Genomic DNA, 14,310 nt, shown 5'->3' on the forward strand with positions numbered 1-14,310 from the left:
GAGAGATTCTTCTCCCTATACTTACTACTTATAAGTGAGGTGCTTAAAATGGACGGTTTTGATAAAACAATGAAGTTTAACTTTCAAGATGAAAAACAGAGTGTCCATGTAAACGATGTACTTTTAACTGTGTATGATGCACTTCAAGAAAAAGGCTATAATCCGATTAACCAAATCGTCGGTTATTTATTAAGTGGAGACCCAGCATACATACCTCGTCATAAAGATGCACGAAGCATTATTCGCAAGTTAGAACGTGATGAATTGATTGAAGAGCTTGTGAAGTCTTATTTGAAACAACATCGTGAGGAGTAGTTTATGCGGATATTAGGTTTAGATGTTGGTACAAAAACAGTCGGCGTTGCGATTAGTGACGAAATGGGCTGGACAGCACAAGGTTTAGAAACGATTAAAATTAACGAAGAACGAGGTCAATTTGGTTTTGATCGTATTTCTGAGTTAGTAAAACAGTACAATGTGGACAAGATAATAGTAGGATTGCCAAAGAACATGAATGGTACAATCGGACCACGTGGTGAGGCTTGCCAGCAATTTGCACAATCCTTACGTGAACTGTTACAATTAGACGTCATGATGTGGGACGAGCGTCTGTCAACGATGGCAGCGGAACGTCTTCTTATTTCGGCTGATGTAAGTCGAAAGAAGCGAAAGCAAGTGATCGATAAGATGGCTGCAGTCGTGATTTTGCAAGGATATTTAGATAGTAAATAAGAGGTGACCAGAATGGAAGAAAATCAAATTACAATTGTAGACGAAAAAGGTAACGAGCATTTATGTGAAATTATTTTCACTTTCGATGCTGAAAAATTTGGGAAAAAATCTTATGTAGTCTTTTCTCCGATTGGTGAAGTTGACGAAGATGGCGAACAAATTTATGATGCAATGGCTTTCGAACAAAACGAAGAAGAGTCAGGTGGAACATTACTTCCAATCGAATCTGAAGAAGAGTGGGAAATGGTACAAGAAATGTTTAACACACTTGCTGAAGAAGAAGAGGGCGAAGCGTAATTCAGGTGAAGAAGATGGGCTGTACATGCAGTCCATCTTTTTTTGTATTCTCGTGCAAAATGACAGATTTTTTGTCGAAACTACATAATTGTTTGTAGTATAATGAGACGGATTGTATAAAATAAAAAACTATCTGCAAATGAATGAGCTTTGCTTTGGGTTTGTAGGGCATTGTATAGAGGATGTACATATGGTCTACAATGGAATAAGGAGGAAGAACTTTGATAGAGAATCAAGTGAAGAAGAAGCGTAGACACACACTTTTAATAGTGGTTATTGCACTACTTGTGGTCTGCGTGTCAGTCTATGCGTATATTTCATCTGCGTTAAAACCAGTTGATAGCGGGAATAAAAAAGAAATTGAAGTAGAGATTCCAAAAGGTTCATCTACAAGTAAAATCGGAGAGATTTTAGAAGAAAAAGGCGCTATTAAAAACGGTACAGTATTTAGCTTCTATGCAAAAGCTAAATCTAAAAATTTGCAGGCAGGTACATATTTGTTAAATTCGTCAATGAATGTAGATGATGTAATGGAACAAATGTCATCGGGTAATGTCCATCGTCCAGTTGCTTATAAATTGACGATTAAAGAAGGTGCACAAGTTGTTGAAATCGCAGATATAATTGCAAAGGAACTGAAATGGAATAAAGATGATGTTGTGCGCCAATTAAACGATAAGGCTTTTATTCAAAAAATGCAGCAAAAATATCCGATATTATTAACAAATAAAATTTTTGATGCCAATATTAAATATCCGTTAGAAGGCTACTTATACCCAGCGACATATTCTTTCTATAAAAAAGATACAACATTGGAAGAAATTGTGACGTCAATGCTTGAAAAAACGAATGCATTAATTGTTCAAAATGAGGCGAAAATGAAAGAAAAGCAGCTGGACGTTCACCAGCTTTTAACATTATCTTCTTTAATTGAGGAAGAGGCGACAGGGTTTACAGATCGTCAAAAGATCTCTAGCGTCTTTTATAATCGTTTAGCAAAAGGGATGCCGTTACAAACAGATCCGACAGTATTATATGCGCTTGGAAAGCATAAAGAACGTGTATTATATGAGGATTTAAAAGTAAATTCACCGTATAATACGTATGTTATAAAAGGATTACCTGTTGGACCAATTGCGAATTCTGGCAAGCATTCAGTACAAGCAGCGTTAGAACCTGCACAAACAGATTATTACTATTTCTTAGCAGCACCAAGTGGTGAAGTGTATTATGCAAAAACGTTAGAAGAACATAATGCATTAAAACAAAAATATATTACACAAAAGAAATGAAAATAGGAGGGAGAGCGAAAAGGGTCGCATATCCCTCTTTTTTATGATAAAATATATCGGGTTAAAAACTGGCAGAAGAATCGTTTTTAATATCAAAACGGGACGTACAAGCTAAGGGTGAAGCTGGCTTGTATTTTTATTGCATTCTATGTGTGAAAAGATAGAAACTGACACGTCATAGAGGCACTTCTCCATGTAAATAAGGAGGACCATTTATGGAGGATGCAGTTAACGAGTACCTATTATCATTTATTGATCCAAAAGATAAACTTATTCTTGAAATGGAACAGTACGCAGGTGAACATCATGTGCCAATTATGGATCGTCTTGGAATGGAGTTTATGTTGCAATTTTTACGTTTAATTGGGCCAAAAAGCATCTTAGAGCTCGGAACAGCAATTGGTTACTCCAGTATTCGTATGATGCAAGCTATCCCTAATTCTCGCATTGTGACAGTAGAACGAAATAGCGATCGATATGAAAAAGCACTTGAATATATAGAGCGTTCTTCTGTAAAAGAGCGTATTTCCGTTATTTATGGTGATGCATTAGAAACAGGTGAACAAGTGAATGAACATGGAACATTTGATGTTATTTTTATTGATGCCGCAAAAGGACAATATCGTCGCTTTTTTGACTTATATGAACCGTTATTAAATCCGGGGGGTGTCATTATTTCAGATAATGTTATGTACCATGGACTTGTAACGACAAAAGAAAAAATTGAAAATAGACGTACGCGTGGTTTGATTCGTCGTATTAAGACGTACAATGAATGGCTAATGAACCATGAAGGATATGATACAACTATTTTTCCGATTGGTGATGGAGTAGCCGTGAGTAAAAAGAGAGGGTGACAACAGTATGAAAAAACCTGAATTGTTAGTAACGCCAAGAGCGGTGGCGGACATTGAACCTCTTGCAAAAGCAGGGGCAAGTGCAGTAATGATCGGTGAGCAAAAGTTTGGCTTACGTTTAGCAGGGGAGTTCGCGCGTGATGATGTGAAACAAGCTGTAAACATTGCACATGAAAATGGTATGAAAGTATACGTAGCGATGAACGCTATGTTCCATAACGACAAAGTAGAAGAATTAAAAGGCTACGTTGCATTCCTGCAAGAAGTACAGGTAGATGCAATCGTCTTTGGAGATCCTGCAGTATTAATGACTGTGCGTGAAGTAGCACCAAACATGCAAATGCATTGGAATACAGAAACGACAGCAACGAACTGGTTCACATGTAACTATTGGGGCCGTAAAGGTGCAAAACGTGCTGTGCTTGCACGTGAATTGAGCTTAGATGAAATTGTTGAATTAAAAGAAAACGCTGAAGTTGAAGTAGAAGTACAAATTCACGGTATGACATGCATGTTCCAATCAAAGCGTTCATTAGTTGGAAACTATTTTGAATATCAAGATCGTAATCTGGAGATTGAAAAGAAAAAGTATGAAGAAAATATGTTTTTACATGATCCAGAGCGTAATAACAAGTATCCGATTTATGAGGACGAAAATGGTACTCATATTATGAGTCCGAATGATATTTGTTTCATTGATGAGTTAGATGAACTTATCGATGCTGAAATCGATAGCTTGAAAATTGATGGTGTGTTAAAAAGCTCTGAATACATTATCCAAGTGACAAAGAAATATCGTAAAGCTATTGATTTATGTGTAGAAGATCGCGATGCGTATTATGACATGAAAGACGATTTATATAAAGAGATAGAAGAAATTCAACCAGTAAATCGTCCGTTAGATACAGGATTCTTCTTTAAAGAAACGGTTTACTAAACGAGGAGGGTGTAGGATATGACTGTACAAGAAATTTCACGAGTAATCGATGGAAAACGCGTTATTGTGAAAAAACCTGAATTGTTAATCCCTGCAGGTAATTTAGAGAAATTAAAAGTAGCTATTCATTACGGTGCAGATGCTGTATATTTAGGTGGACAGGAATTTGGTCTGCGTTCAAATGCAGGGAACTTTACGCTAGAAGAAATGGCAGAAGGCGTAGAATTTGCAAAGAAATATGGCGCAAAAATATATGTAACAACAAATATCTTTGCACATAATGAAAATATGGATGGATTAGAAGATTATTTAAGAGGGATTGAAAAAGCTGGTGTAACAGGTATTATTGTTGCAGACCCGCTTATTATCGAGACGTGTAAACGTGTAGCTCCTTCTGTTGAAGTACATTTAAGTACACAACAGTCTCTATCCAACTGGAAAGCAGCGCAGTATTGGAAAGAAGAAGGCTTGCATCGTCTTGTATTAGCTCGTGAAGTCGGCTATGAAGAAATGAAGGAAATTAAAGAAAACGTTGATATTGAAATTGAAGCGTTCGTCCATGGGGCAATGTGCATTGCATACTCTGGAAGATGTACATTAAGTAACCATATGACAGCACGTGACTCAAACCGTGGCGGTTGTTGTCAATCATGTCGTTGGGATTATGACCTAGTTCAAGCAGTATCACAACATAAAGAAGCAGAAGAGCTTCCTTTATTCCAAGAAGGCGATGCACACTTTGCAATGAGTCCAAAAGACTTAAACTTGATCCTTTCAATTCCGAAAATGATTGAAATTGGAATTGACAGCTTGAAGATTGAAGGACGCATGAAATCTATTCACTACGTAGCAACAGTAGCAACTGTGTATCGCAAAGTAATTGATGCATATTGCGCGGATCCTGATAACTTTGAGTTTAAACAAGAATGGTTAGATGAGCTCGATAAATGTGCAAATCGTGATACAGCGCCTGCATTCTTTGAAGGAGTTCCAGGATACCAAGAACAAATGTATGGAAATCATAGTAAGAAAACAACGTATGATTTTGCTGGTTTAGTGTTAGATTATAATGAAGAAACAGGCATTGTCACAATCGAACAACGTAACTACTTCAAACCAGGGCATGAGGTTGAGTTCTTTGGGCCAGAAATAGAAAACTTTACACAAACGGTGGAGAAAATTTGGGATGAGGATGGAAACGAATTAGATGCAGCGAGACATCCGTTGCAAATCGTGAAATTCAAAGTGGATCAACCAGTGTATGTGAATAATATGATGCGAAAAAGCATACATCAATAAGAAAGAGTGGTAGTTGAATGGGGACGAATAAGCCGGTTGTAATTGGAATCGCTGGTGGTTCAGGATCAGGTAAAACAAGTGTAACAAAAGCAATTTTTGATCAATTTCAAGGTCATTCCATTTTAATTTTGGAGCAAGATTATTATTACAAAGACCAAAGTCATCTGCCAATGGAAGAGCGTTTAAAAACAAATTACGATCATCCATTAGCGTTTGATAATGACTTATTAATTGAGCACTTACATCAGTTGCTTGCATATAAGCCGGTTGAGAAACCCGTATATGATTATACATTGCATACACGCTCAGAAGAAATTATTCCAGTAGAACCGAAAGATGTAATTATTTTAGAAGGGATTCTTATCTTAGAAGACCCGCGTCTTTGTGATTTAATGGATATTAAGGTGTTTGTTGATACGGATGCTGACCTTCGTATTTTACGTCGCATGCAACGTGATATTAAAGAGCGTGGCCGTACAATGGACTCTGTTGTTGAGCAGTATGTAAATGTTGTACGTCCAATGCACAACCAATTTATTGAGCCTTCTAAGAAATTTGCGGATATAATTATTCCAGAAGGTGGACAAAATCATGTTGCAATCGATATTATGGTCACAAAAATTGCAACAATTCTTGAACAAAAAGTGAATTTGTAATAGCATAGTAAAAGATATACGATAGGAAGGGATTTTTTCCCTTCCTATCGAATACAATGAAACATGCCAACCTCATCTATCTATAGGTGAGGGCATATTTATATGAACTTTCCATACATATCTTCTTTATATGAGGAAGAATTGGAAAATACGGGGTTGTATGTGACAACTCCGCTAGTACATGTGTACTAGAAACCTCCGCTATAGGATAAAGCGGAGGAGTTTTCATATTGAACTCCTCTTTTTTTCGGGGGATTGGTATATAAAAGGAGTGGAAAACATGGCAACAGAAAAAACATACCCTATGACGCAAGAGGGTAAACAAAAATTAGAAAACGAAATTGAGCAATTAAAAACAGTAAGACGTAAAGAAGTTGTAGAGCGTATTAAAATCGCACGTAGCTTCGGTGATCTTTCTGAGAACTCGGAGTACGATGCAGCGAAAGATGAGCAAGCATTCGTAGAAGGACGTATTACACAACTAGAAAATATGATTCGTAACGCAGTTATCATTGAAGATAATGGCGAAGAGTCTACAGTTGTAACATTAGGTAAAACTGTAGTATTCAAAGAATTACCAGATGGAGATGAAGAAGCTTACACAATCGTTGGTAGCGCAGAAGCTGATCCATTTGAAGGAAGAATTTCTAACGATTCTCCAATCGCAAAAAGCTTATTAGGTAAGCAAATTGGTGAAAAGGTAGCAATCCAAACGCCAGGCGGAGAAATGCAAGTAGAGATTATCTCTGTAAAATAATAAAAAAGGTTCACTCATATGGGTGAACCTTTTTTATTTTTTCTCTTTTATTATCCCATTGCTCTCAAGATTCTGAGTGAAAAGTGCTATATAATCGTCCATGATAGTTTGGTTTGAGCGATAAAAGAGAAAGGATCCTTAAGGGAGTTTTCACTTTATTCGACATAATATGACGATGTAAGAGCTTTAATTCTGATATTATAAGTGAGGAATTTTATACTTTTATGTTTTGAAGTGTGAAGAGAGTTTAAAAGGGATAAGGAAGAGGGACAGTTCATGAAAAAGAAATTATTTGCAGCACTCACTTGTGGCGTTATGATGACAGGATTAGCGGCATGTGGATCTAGTGAGAAAACAAGTGCATCAAACGAATCGAAACCGAAACAAGAAGAAAAAAAGGATGATGCAGCAACTTCGTCTTCAAACAGCACACCGAATACAAAGGGGAACACGGAATTAGATAAGGATAAAAAGGAACAGAAATTCGAAGACTTTGCTCTAGAGTATCAGTTAGCTATTGTAATGAGAATGTTTCAGGATGTGACGATTAAGTATGATTATGCGATTGGTAATCCAGAATATTTGTTACAGGATACAATGGATCAGAAGACAATAGATGATATGAAGAATATGTTACAAGAACAGGCAAAGAATAATGATAAACTTTTTAAAGATGAAGTGAATCAAGCGTATACTTACTTAAATCAATCTAAAGTAAGTAATAAAGATGAAATTCAAAAGTTAATTAACGCAGAAAATGAATATTTAAAGATCGTAGACAAGATGATCGCATGTATTGATTCTGTAACGGTTGAGAATGCAAAAGAAAAAAGAAGTGAAATGCAAGCTTTACAACCGGATTATTTAAAAGCAGCAGCTCAAGTAACAACTACTACAATTGAGGTTGCAAAAAATTCAGGAATAGATGAAGAGAGTTTTAGGTCAATTCTTATGAAATTTCTAAAGCAGCCAAAAGATTTATAAAAATCATTCAATCATACAAGAAAAATACAAACTCTAATAATATTTCGTTCTGTATAAAAGGAATGACACCTCGTCTAAACTGAAAAGACGAGGTGTTTTTTATGAAAATCAAACGGAGAATTATCATCACCTTATTATGCTTTACATGCATCATGTTGCTATTGCTTGGAAGATTGGTACAAATACAGCTTATATCTACTGAATCATTTACAGATAAACATATAAATTTAATTGAAAAGAGTGTTACCCAGCGTACACAAGCAGTTACAGTGGATGATGGTAGGGGACGTTTTATTGATCGAAATGGAGTAGAACTTGGTGAAGAAAAGTATTCAGTGTTAATTATTTTTCCATTTCTACAAATAAAAAATGACATGTTAGAGAAAATTGCGCATATCATTAGTGTGCCGGGACAAGACATAAATCTGCAAATGAAAGACAAACGAAAACCATTTATATTTCAAAGAGGTGATAAACCGTTTCAATTAACGAAAGAACAGGTGGAAAAGATTAATCGTGCGGATATGTTAGGCATGGTTGCAACTGAAGTAAGGGTGAAACAAATACCAGAAGCAGAACATTTAATTGGTGCAGTAGGAGAAAACGAGAATGAATTTCAAAAGCGATACGGGGAAATGAAGAGGTTCCCTATTCAAACACCGATTGGTATTTCAGGACTTCAACAATCATTTGATGAATTTTTAATGACTGATGGTGAAACGAAAGTGTTGTATCAAGTAGACAGACAGGGCGAACCGATTTTTGGGAAACGTGCAAAATATACATCTCCTGGAAATCCTTTTTATCCAGTTACGATTCAAACAACGATAGAAAAGTCTTTGCAACAAAAAGCAGAAGAGCTTGTGCAAATGCATGGAATAAAAAACGGTGGATTAGTACTACTTGATGTGAAGAAGAGTGAAATTTTAGCAATGGTGAGTAAACTATCTTTACAGACGAATGATAAGCGTACGTATCAAAAAACGATGGAAAACCAAATGCTAACGCCTCATTTTCCTGGTTCTATTTTTAAAACAGTTGTAGCGGCCGCGGCAATTGATAATGATATAATTCAATCTCATCGTATGTTTAACTGTGATACAGATCCGTATGGCGAAAATACTCCGCAGGTTATGATGGGGAAATTAAGCTTCACAGAGAGCTTTGCTAGGAGTTGTAACAGGACATTTGCTGTGCTTGGTGATGAATTGATGCAAAAGGATAAACATGTAATGGAAACGTATTTAGAAGCGCTAGGAGCGAGTGAGAAGGTAGGATGGAAAGGGCAAGTGTTTCATACGTCTGGGTTTAAACAGTTGATAGAAGAGAAAAAAGCAATTGTTTGGAATGAAGAAGAAACTAAGATGAGTCACAAAGCAATCGCCCAAACGGCGATTGGGCAAAAGGATGTAAGAATATCCCCTTTAGCTGTTGCAAATATGATGGCGACGATTGCAAGAAATGGAGAGAAGAAAGAAGTAAAAGCTGTAAAAGAAATACGGTACAAAAATGGCACAAGATTTTTTCATTTTGAAGATCATAAATTGGAGGGGCGACAACTCTCTTATCATACAGTGAAACAAGTGCAATCACTATTAAGAAAAGTAGTAACGATGGAGAAAGGAACAGGTACTACTTTTCAGTCATTACCGCTATCTGTTGCCGGAAAATCTGGGACGGCACAAACAGGAAAAGGAAATAGTGTAAATCGTTGGTTTGCGGGTTACTTCCCGTATGAAAACCCAAGATATGCGTTAGTAGTTGTTGACTTAGAAACGAATAATGAACAAAATACTGTAACACCGATTTTTAAAGAATTTGTAGAAGAGATTGCTCACTTGGAAAGTAGAAGGTAATCTTGCAATTTATTATCAAATGTTTTCATTTCGTGAAAAAATTACTGTAGTTATTCAACCTTTTAAGATTTAGTGTTACAATAGCAAGTAGGAAAAACTGCATGGAGGTTTGAAGAATGGCAGGAGGATCTAGATTCCAACAGAAACAACAAAAACGTCGTCAAAACGGTGTTTTAAATATTGCAATTGCTATTGTGTTATTAGCAGTACTTGTTGTAGCGTATCAAGTATTCTTTACTTCTGATACAACAGAGCAAGCATCTTCTCCAGACAAGAAAGTATCTCAGCAAACAACGAAAGATAATAAAGCTGAGAAAACGAAAGAGAAAGAAGAAGCTAAGAAACAAGAGCAAGCAGCAGCGAAGAAAAAAGAGGACGAAGAGAAACAAAAAGCTGAGGAAGAAGCAAAAGCAAATGAAAAGACCCCAGCTGAAAAAACACAGCCTAAAGCAACAGATGCTTATACGAAACCTTCTTGGAAGCCAGTTGGTACAACGCAAGGTGCAACACCGGCAATGACATTTCAACAAGGATCAGCAGATTGGAATGAGATGAAACAAGCAATTTCCGCTGCAATCGAAGTTCCAGTGGAACAATTGGTTATTCACCGCATTGGGAATAACGGTAAGCAAAAAGCGTACGGTAATGTTCAAGATAAACAAACTGGTAAAAGATATTATGTAAATATTGATTGGGTAGAAAATGAGGGTTGGAAACCAGCACTTGTTCAAACTCTAAACTAAAAAAGAGAGAGGTTCTTAGAACCGCTCTCTTTTTTAGTTAGCGTAATTTTTTTAATTTAAAATGAACAACTGCGCTGTAATAAGGTCTTTTGCTCTCGGGATCCATAACCATTTGATGAGAAATATGATGAACTTCCAGCATAAGTGCTTTGTTATTGTCAATTTGTTCGTTAATTTTCTTTTCTAAGGAAACTAAGTTTGGTGCTTCAAAAAATTCTACTTTATCTTCCAGCATTTCAAACGTAAATGACACAAAAAACGCTCCTCTCCATATAATCAAGTTAAGTGTAACAAAGAAAAGAAGGAAATACCATTTCCGTTTCAATTGACATTTTCGTAAAGAAAGCATATCATACTGATAAAACCGATAAGAAAAAGGGGAATTTTATATGGGTACAGAATTTAACGGTTTATTTGATGAGTGGGCTCATACGTACGATTCATTCGTACAAGGCGAAGATATACAATATAAAGAAGTTTTCGCTCGTTATGAGGAGATTTTAGAGGATGTAGTAAATAAATCATTTGGAAATGTATTAGAATTTGGTGTTGGCACTGGTAATTTAACAAATAAATTATTACTTGTTGGCCATACTGTTTACGGGATAGAGCCGTCACGTGAAATGCGTACAATCGCAAAGAAAAAGCTACCAGAAGGATTTTCAATTACAGAGGGAGATTTTCTTTCTTTTGATGTTCCCGATTCTATTGATACAATTGTAAGCACTTATGCGTTTCATCATCTAACAGATGAAGAAAAAGATGTAGCAATTGCGAAGTATAGTCAATTGCTTCATAAAGGTGGTAAAATAGTGTTTGCTGATACGATATTTGCAGATCAAGAAGCGTATGATAAAACTGTTGAAACTGCAAAACAAAGAGGTTTTCATCAGTTAGCAAACGATTTGCAAACAGAATACTATACACGTATTCCGATCATGCAATCTATTTTTGAAAACAATGGCTTCCATGTAACATTTACGAGATTAAATCATTTCGTTTGGGTAATGGAGGCAACTAAGCAATAGAAAGAGGGATTAGATTGAGAATTGCTGTAATTGGAGCAATGGAAGAAGAAGTACGTATTTTACGTGACAAATTAGAACAAGCAGAAACAGAAACCGTTGCAGGTTGTGAATTTACGAAAGGAACATTAGCAGGACATGAAGTAATCTTGTTAAAGTCTGGTATTGGTAAAGTAAATGCGGCTATGTCGACGACAATTTTATTAGAGAGATACCAACCTGAAAAAGTAATTAATACAGGCTCAGCTGGTGGATTCCATCAATCTTTAAATGTTGGGGATGTTGTCATCTCAACAGAAGTTCGCCATCATGACGTGGATGTAACTGCATTTGATTACGAATATGGTCAAGTGCCAGGGATGCCACCAGGATTTAAAGCGGATGAAGCACTAATAGCATTAGCTGAGAAATGTATGAAATCCGAAGAGAACATTCAAGTTGTGAAAGGAATGATTGCAACAGGGGATTCATTTATGAGTGATCCAAACCGAGTTGCAGCAATCCGTGATAAATTTGAAAATCTTTACGCAGTAGAAATGGAAGCAGCAGCGGTTGCGCAAGTATGTCATCAATACAAAGTACCATTTGTAATTATTCGTGCACTTTCTGATATTGCTGGTAAAGAATCAAACGTTTCATTTGATCAATTTTTAGATCAAGCAGCTCTCCATTCTACAAACTTTATTGTAAAAGTGTTAGAAGAGTTAAAGTAATGTAACAAAAAGGCAACTGTCTCATATAAAGAAGATACATACAGTTGCCTTTTCTTTATTGGCAAATAAGGAGGAGAACACGATGAAGGTGTATCGTGGAGTTCATGAATTAATCGGTCATACACCGATTGTAGAAATTACTCGTTTTTCACTTCCAGAGGGCGTTCGTTTATTTGCAAAGCTTGAATTTTATAATCCAGGTGGAAGCGTGAAAGATCGCTTAGGAAGAGAATTGATTGAAGATGCACTAGCAAAAGGACTTGTAAAGCCAGGGGGAACAATTATTGAACCGACGGCAGGGAATACTGGCATTGGACTGGCACTCGCAGCACTAGAGCATGATTTACATGTAATTGTTTGTGTTCCAGAAAAATTCAGTATTGAAAAGCAAGAGCTGATGAAAGCACTTGGTGCAACAGTTGTGCATACGCCAACTGAACAAGGAATGACAGGCGCAATTGCGAAGGCGAAAGAATTAGTAAAAGAAATTCCAAATTCATACTCTCCAAGTCAATTTGCAAATGATGCAAATCCACGTGCCTATTTCAAAACATTAGGCCCAGAGCTGTGGGAAGCGTTGGATGGAGAGATTAACATATTCGTAGCAGGTGCAGGTACTGGCGGTACATTTATGGGAACTGCCTCCTATTTAAAAGAACAAAATTGTGAAATTAAAACGGTGATTGTAGAACCAGAAGGATCTATTTTAAATGGTGGTGAAGCAGGTTCACATGAAACAGAAGGAATCGGTCTTGAATTTATTCCGCCATTTTTAAAATTATCATATTTCGATAAAATTCATACCATTTCTGATCGAAATGCATTCAGACGTGTGAAAGAATTAGCGCAGAAAGAAGGTCTTCTTGTTGGTAGTTCTTCAGGAGCAGCATTTCATGCGAGCCTATTAGAGGCTGAAAAGGCAAAACCAGGTACAAATATTATAACGATTTTTCCAGATAGCAGTGAGCGTTATTTAAGTAAAGATATATACAAAGGGTGGGAATAAAAAATGAGAGCAAAAACAAAGTTAATTCATGGTATTCGCATAGGAGAACCTTCAACTGGATCTGTAAACGTACCGATTTATCAAACAAGTACGTACAAACAAGAAGCAGTTGGTAAACATCAAGGATACGAATATTCACGTACAGGTAATCCAACGCGTTCAGCATTAGAAGAAATGATTGCCGTATTAGAAAACGGTCATGCAGGATTTGCATTTGGTTCAGGAATGGCTGCTATTACAGCAACTATTATGTTATTCTCAAAAGGAGATCATGTCATTTTAACAGATGACGTATATGGCGGAACATATCGTGTGATTACAAAAGTATTGAATCGTTTCGGTATTGAACATACATTTGTAGATACAACAAATTTAGATGAAGTAGCAGAAGCAGTACGTCCAAATACAAAGGCAATTTATGTAGAAACACCAACAAATCCATTATTAAAAATTACAGATATTAAGCAAATTTCTACATTTGCAAAGGAAAAAGGTCTATTAACAATTATTGATAATACATTCATGACGCCATACTGGCAGTCACCAATTTCTTTAGGAGCAGATATTGTACTTCACAGTGCAACGAAATATTTAGGTGGACATAGCGATGTTGTTGCCGGATTAGTTGTTGTTAATAGCGCGCAATTAGCAGAAGACCTTCATTTCGTTCAAAACTCAACAGGTGGTATTCTTGGACCACAAGATAGCTTCTTGTTACTTCGTGGTTTAAAAACATTAGGAATTCGTATGGAAGAACATGAAATAAATTCACGCGCGATTGCTGAGTTTTTAAATAATCATCCAAAAGTTAATAAAGTATACTATCCAGGCCTTGAATCACATCCGAATCATGCATTAGCAACTGAACAAGCGAATGGATACGGTGCAATTATTTCATTCGATGTAGATAGTGCAAAAACGCTAAATAAAGTACTTGAGAAACTGCAGTATTTTACGCTTGCTGAAAGTTTAGGAGCAGTAGAAAGCTTAATTTCTATTCCAGCTCAAATGACACATGCATCTATTCCAGCAGATCGTCGTAAAGAGCTAGGAATTACAGATACATTAATTCGTATTTCTGTCGGTATTGAAGATGGCGAAGATTTAATTGAAGATTTAGCCCAAGCATTAGCATAATAAAAAAGCACTGCTAAAA

General features: G+C 36.4%; 17 protein-coding genes. 16 read left to right on the forward strand and 1 reads right to left on the reverse strand.

Translation table 11 applies throughout. The annotated features are described in order from the left end of the window. The first annotated feature begins 48 nt into the window (after positions 1 to 48). The 12 genes from BPMYX0001_RS18905 (at position 49) to BPMYX0001_RS18960 (ending at position 10,410) form a co-directional block, all read left to right on the forward strand. Complete coding sequence (locus tag BPMYX0001_RS18905; RefSeq protein WP_000348589.1) at positions 49 to 315, forward strand: IreB family regulatory phosphoprotein; 267 nt, start codon at positions 49 to 51, stop codon at positions 313 to 315. A 3-nt stretch (positions 316 to 318) separates the two neighbouring features. Next, on the forward strand, positions 319 to 732 hold the full coding sequence (gene ruvX, locus BPMYX0001_RS18910; protein WP_003200502.1) for a Holliday junction resolvase RuvX: 414 nt from the start codon (positions 319 to 321) through the stop codon (positions 730 to 732). Between the two features lie 12 nt (positions 733 to 744). Beyond that, positions 745 to 1,029 (forward strand): DUF1292 domain-containing protein, encoded by a 285-nt coding sequence (locus tag BPMYX0001_RS18915; protein WP_003200504.1) that lies wholly within the window; start codon positions 745 to 747, stop codon positions 1,027 to 1,029. Positions 1,030 to 1,250: 221 nt separating this feature from the next. Beyond that, the gene (gene mltG, locus BPMYX0001_RS18920; protein ID WP_018765887.1) at positions 1,251 to 2,321 is read left to right on the forward strand and encodes an endolytic transglycosylase MltG; all 1,071 of its coding nucleotides are present in this window, start codon (positions 1,251 to 1,253) and stop codon (positions 2,319 to 2,321) included. Positions 2,322 to 2,536: 215 nt separating this feature from the next. Continuing rightward, positions 2,537 to 3,178 (forward strand): O-methyltransferase, encoded by a 642-nt coding sequence (locus tag BPMYX0001_RS18925; protein ID WP_003200510.1) that lies wholly within the window; start codon positions 2,537 to 2,539, stop codon positions 3,176 to 3,178. Between the two features lie 7 nt (positions 3,179 to 3,185). Continuing rightward, the gene (locus tag BPMYX0001_RS18930; RefSeq protein ID WP_006096046.1) at positions 3,186 to 4,115 is read left to right on the forward strand and encodes a peptidase U32 family protein; all 930 of its coding nucleotides are present in this window, start codon (positions 3,186 to 3,188) and stop codon (positions 4,113 to 4,115) included. Between the two features lie 18 nt (positions 4,116 to 4,133). Next, entirely contained in the window at positions 4,134 to 5,414 is a 1,281-nt protein-coding gene (locus tag BPMYX0001_RS18935; protein ID WP_003200513.1) for a peptidase U32 family protein, read from the forward strand. Positions 5,415 to 5,431: 17 nt separating this feature from the next. Further along, entirely contained in the window at positions 5,432 to 6,070 is a 639-nt protein-coding gene (gene udk, locus BPMYX0001_RS18940; protein ID WP_003200515.1) for a uridine kinase, read from the forward strand. Positions 6,071 to 6,350: 280 nt separating this feature from the next. Then, positions 6,351 to 6,827, forward strand: coding sequence for a transcription elongation factor GreA (greA, locus tag BPMYX0001_RS18945; protein ID WP_003208577.1), 477 nt, complete (start codon positions 6,351 to 6,353; stop codon positions 6,825 to 6,827). Between the two features lie 276 nt (positions 6,828 to 7,103). Then, positions 7,104 to 7,811, forward strand: a complete 708-nt coding sequence (locus BPMYX0001_RS18950; protein ID WP_006096047.1) for a hypothetical protein — start codon at positions 7,104 to 7,106, stop codon at positions 7,809 to 7,811. A 101-nt stretch (positions 7,812 to 7,912) separates the two neighbouring features. Beyond that, positions 7,913 to 9,667: a peptidoglycan D,D-transpeptidase FtsI family protein gene (locus tag BPMYX0001_RS18955; protein WP_033799117.1), complete on the forward strand. Its 1,755-nt coding sequence runs from the start codon at positions 7,913 to 7,915 to the stop codon at positions 9,665 to 9,667. Between the two features lie 116 nt (positions 9,668 to 9,783). After that, the gene (locus tag BPMYX0001_RS18960) at positions 9,784 to 10,410 is read left to right on the forward strand and encodes a YrrS family protein (protein WP_006096049.1); all 627 of its coding nucleotides are present in this window, start codon (positions 9,784 to 9,786) and stop codon (positions 10,408 to 10,410) included. A gap of 37 nt (positions 10,411 to 10,447) precedes the next feature. Here the strand turns inward: BPMYX0001_RS18960 and BPMYX0001_RS18965 are convergent, their stop codons facing one another. Then, positions 10,448 to 10,663 (reverse strand): YrzA family protein, encoded by a 216-nt coding sequence (locus tag BPMYX0001_RS18965; protein ID WP_000010988.1) that lies wholly within the window; start codon positions 10,661 to 10,663, stop codon positions 10,448 to 10,450. A gap of 136 nt (positions 10,664 to 10,799) precedes the next feature. On the opposite strand from BPMYX0001_RS18965, the gene BPMYX0001_RS18970 reads away from it, so the two are divergent. From BPMYX0001_RS18970 to BPMYX0001_RS18985, 4 genes are all read left to right on the forward strand, one after another. Then, positions 10,800 to 11,438 carry a class I SAM-dependent methyltransferase gene (locus BPMYX0001_RS18970; protein ID WP_006096051.1) on the forward strand — a complete coding sequence of 213 codons (639 nt, stop codon included), beginning with the start codon at positions 10,800 to 10,802 and terminating at the stop codon, positions 11,436 to 11,438. A 14-nt stretch (positions 11,439 to 11,452) separates the two neighbouring features. After that, positions 11,453 to 12,148 (forward strand): 5'-methylthioadenosine/S-adenosylhomocysteine nucleosidase, encoded by a 696-nt coding sequence (mtnN, locus tag BPMYX0001_RS18975; protein WP_003200530.1) that lies wholly within the window; start codon positions 11,453 to 11,455, stop codon positions 12,146 to 12,148. Between the two features lie 82 nt (positions 12,149 to 12,230). Continuing rightward, positions 12,231 to 13,154, forward strand: coding sequence for an O-acetylserine dependent cystathionine beta-synthase (locus BPMYX0001_RS18980; RefSeq protein WP_006096052.1), 924 nt, complete (start codon positions 12,231 to 12,233; stop codon positions 13,152 to 13,154). Between the two features lie 3 nt (positions 13,155 to 13,157). Next, positions 13,158 to 14,291 (forward strand): bifunctional cystathionine gamma-lyase/homocysteine desulfhydrase, encoded by a 1,134-nt coding sequence (locus tag BPMYX0001_RS18985; protein ID WP_006096053.1) that lies wholly within the window; start codon positions 13,158 to 13,160, stop codon positions 14,289 to 14,291. Positions 14,292 to 14,310 lie beyond the last annotated feature (19 nt).

The sequence above is a fragment of the Bacillus pseudomycoides DSM 12442 genome (assembly GCF_000161455.1).
Classification (GTDB): Bacteria; Bacillota; Bacilli; order Bacillales; family Bacillaceae_G; genus Bacillus_A; species Bacillus_A pseudomycoides.

Bases quoted from the DNA above. Each gene is read 5' to 3' on its own strand.
- ruvX (WP_003200502.1), top strand. From the start codon at position 319: ATGCGGATATTAGGTTTAGATGTTGGTACAAAAACAGTCGGCGTTGCG.
- BPMYX0001_RS18955 (WP_033799117.1), top strand. From the start codon at position 7,913: ATGAAAATCAAACGGAGAATTATCATCACCTTATTATGCTTTACATGC.
- udk (WP_003200515.1), top strand. From the start codon at position 5,432: ATGGGGACGAATAAGCCGGTTGTAATTGGAATCGCTGGTGGTTCAGGA.
- BPMYX0001_RS18960 (WP_006096049.1), top strand. From the start codon at position 9,784: ATGGCAGGAGGATCTAGATTCCAACAGAAACAACAAAAACGTCGTCAA.
- BPMYX0001_RS18905 (WP_000348589.1), top strand. From the start codon at position 49: ATGGACGGTTTTGATAAAACAATGAAGTTTAACTTTCAAGATGAAAAA.
- BPMYX0001_RS18935 (WP_003200513.1), top strand. From the start codon at position 4,134: ATGACTGTACAAGAAATTTCACGAGTAATCGATGGAAAACGCGTTATT.
- BPMYX0001_RS18915 (WP_003200504.1), top strand. From the start codon at position 745: ATGGAAGAAAATCAAATTACAATTGTAGACGAAAAAGGTAACGAGCAT.
- greA (WP_003208577.1), top strand. From the start codon at position 6,351: ATGGCAACAGAAAAAACATACCCTATGACGCAAGAGGGTAAACAAAAA.
- BPMYX0001_RS18925 (WP_003200510.1), top strand. From the start codon at position 2,537: ATGGAGGATGCAGTTAACGAGTACCTATTATCATTTATTGATCCAAAA.
- BPMYX0001_RS18970 (WP_006096051.1), top strand. From the start codon at position 10,800: ATGGGTACAGAATTTAACGGTTTATTTGATGAGTGGGCTCATACGTAC.
- BPMYX0001_RS18985 (WP_006096053.1), top strand. From the start codon at position 13,158: ATGAGAGCAAAAACAAAGTTAATTCATGGTATTCGCATAGGAGAACCT.
- BPMYX0001_RS18930 (WP_006096046.1), top strand. From the start codon at position 3,186: ATGAAAAAACCTGAATTGTTAGTAACGCCAAGAGCGGTGGCGGACATT.
- BPMYX0001_RS18950 (WP_006096047.1), top strand. From the start codon at position 7,104: ATGAAAAAGAAATTATTTGCAGCACTCACTTGTGGCGTTATGATGACA.
- BPMYX0001_RS18980 (WP_006096052.1), top strand. From the start codon at position 12,231: ATGAAGGTGTATCGTGGAGTTCATGAATTAATCGGTCATACACCGATT.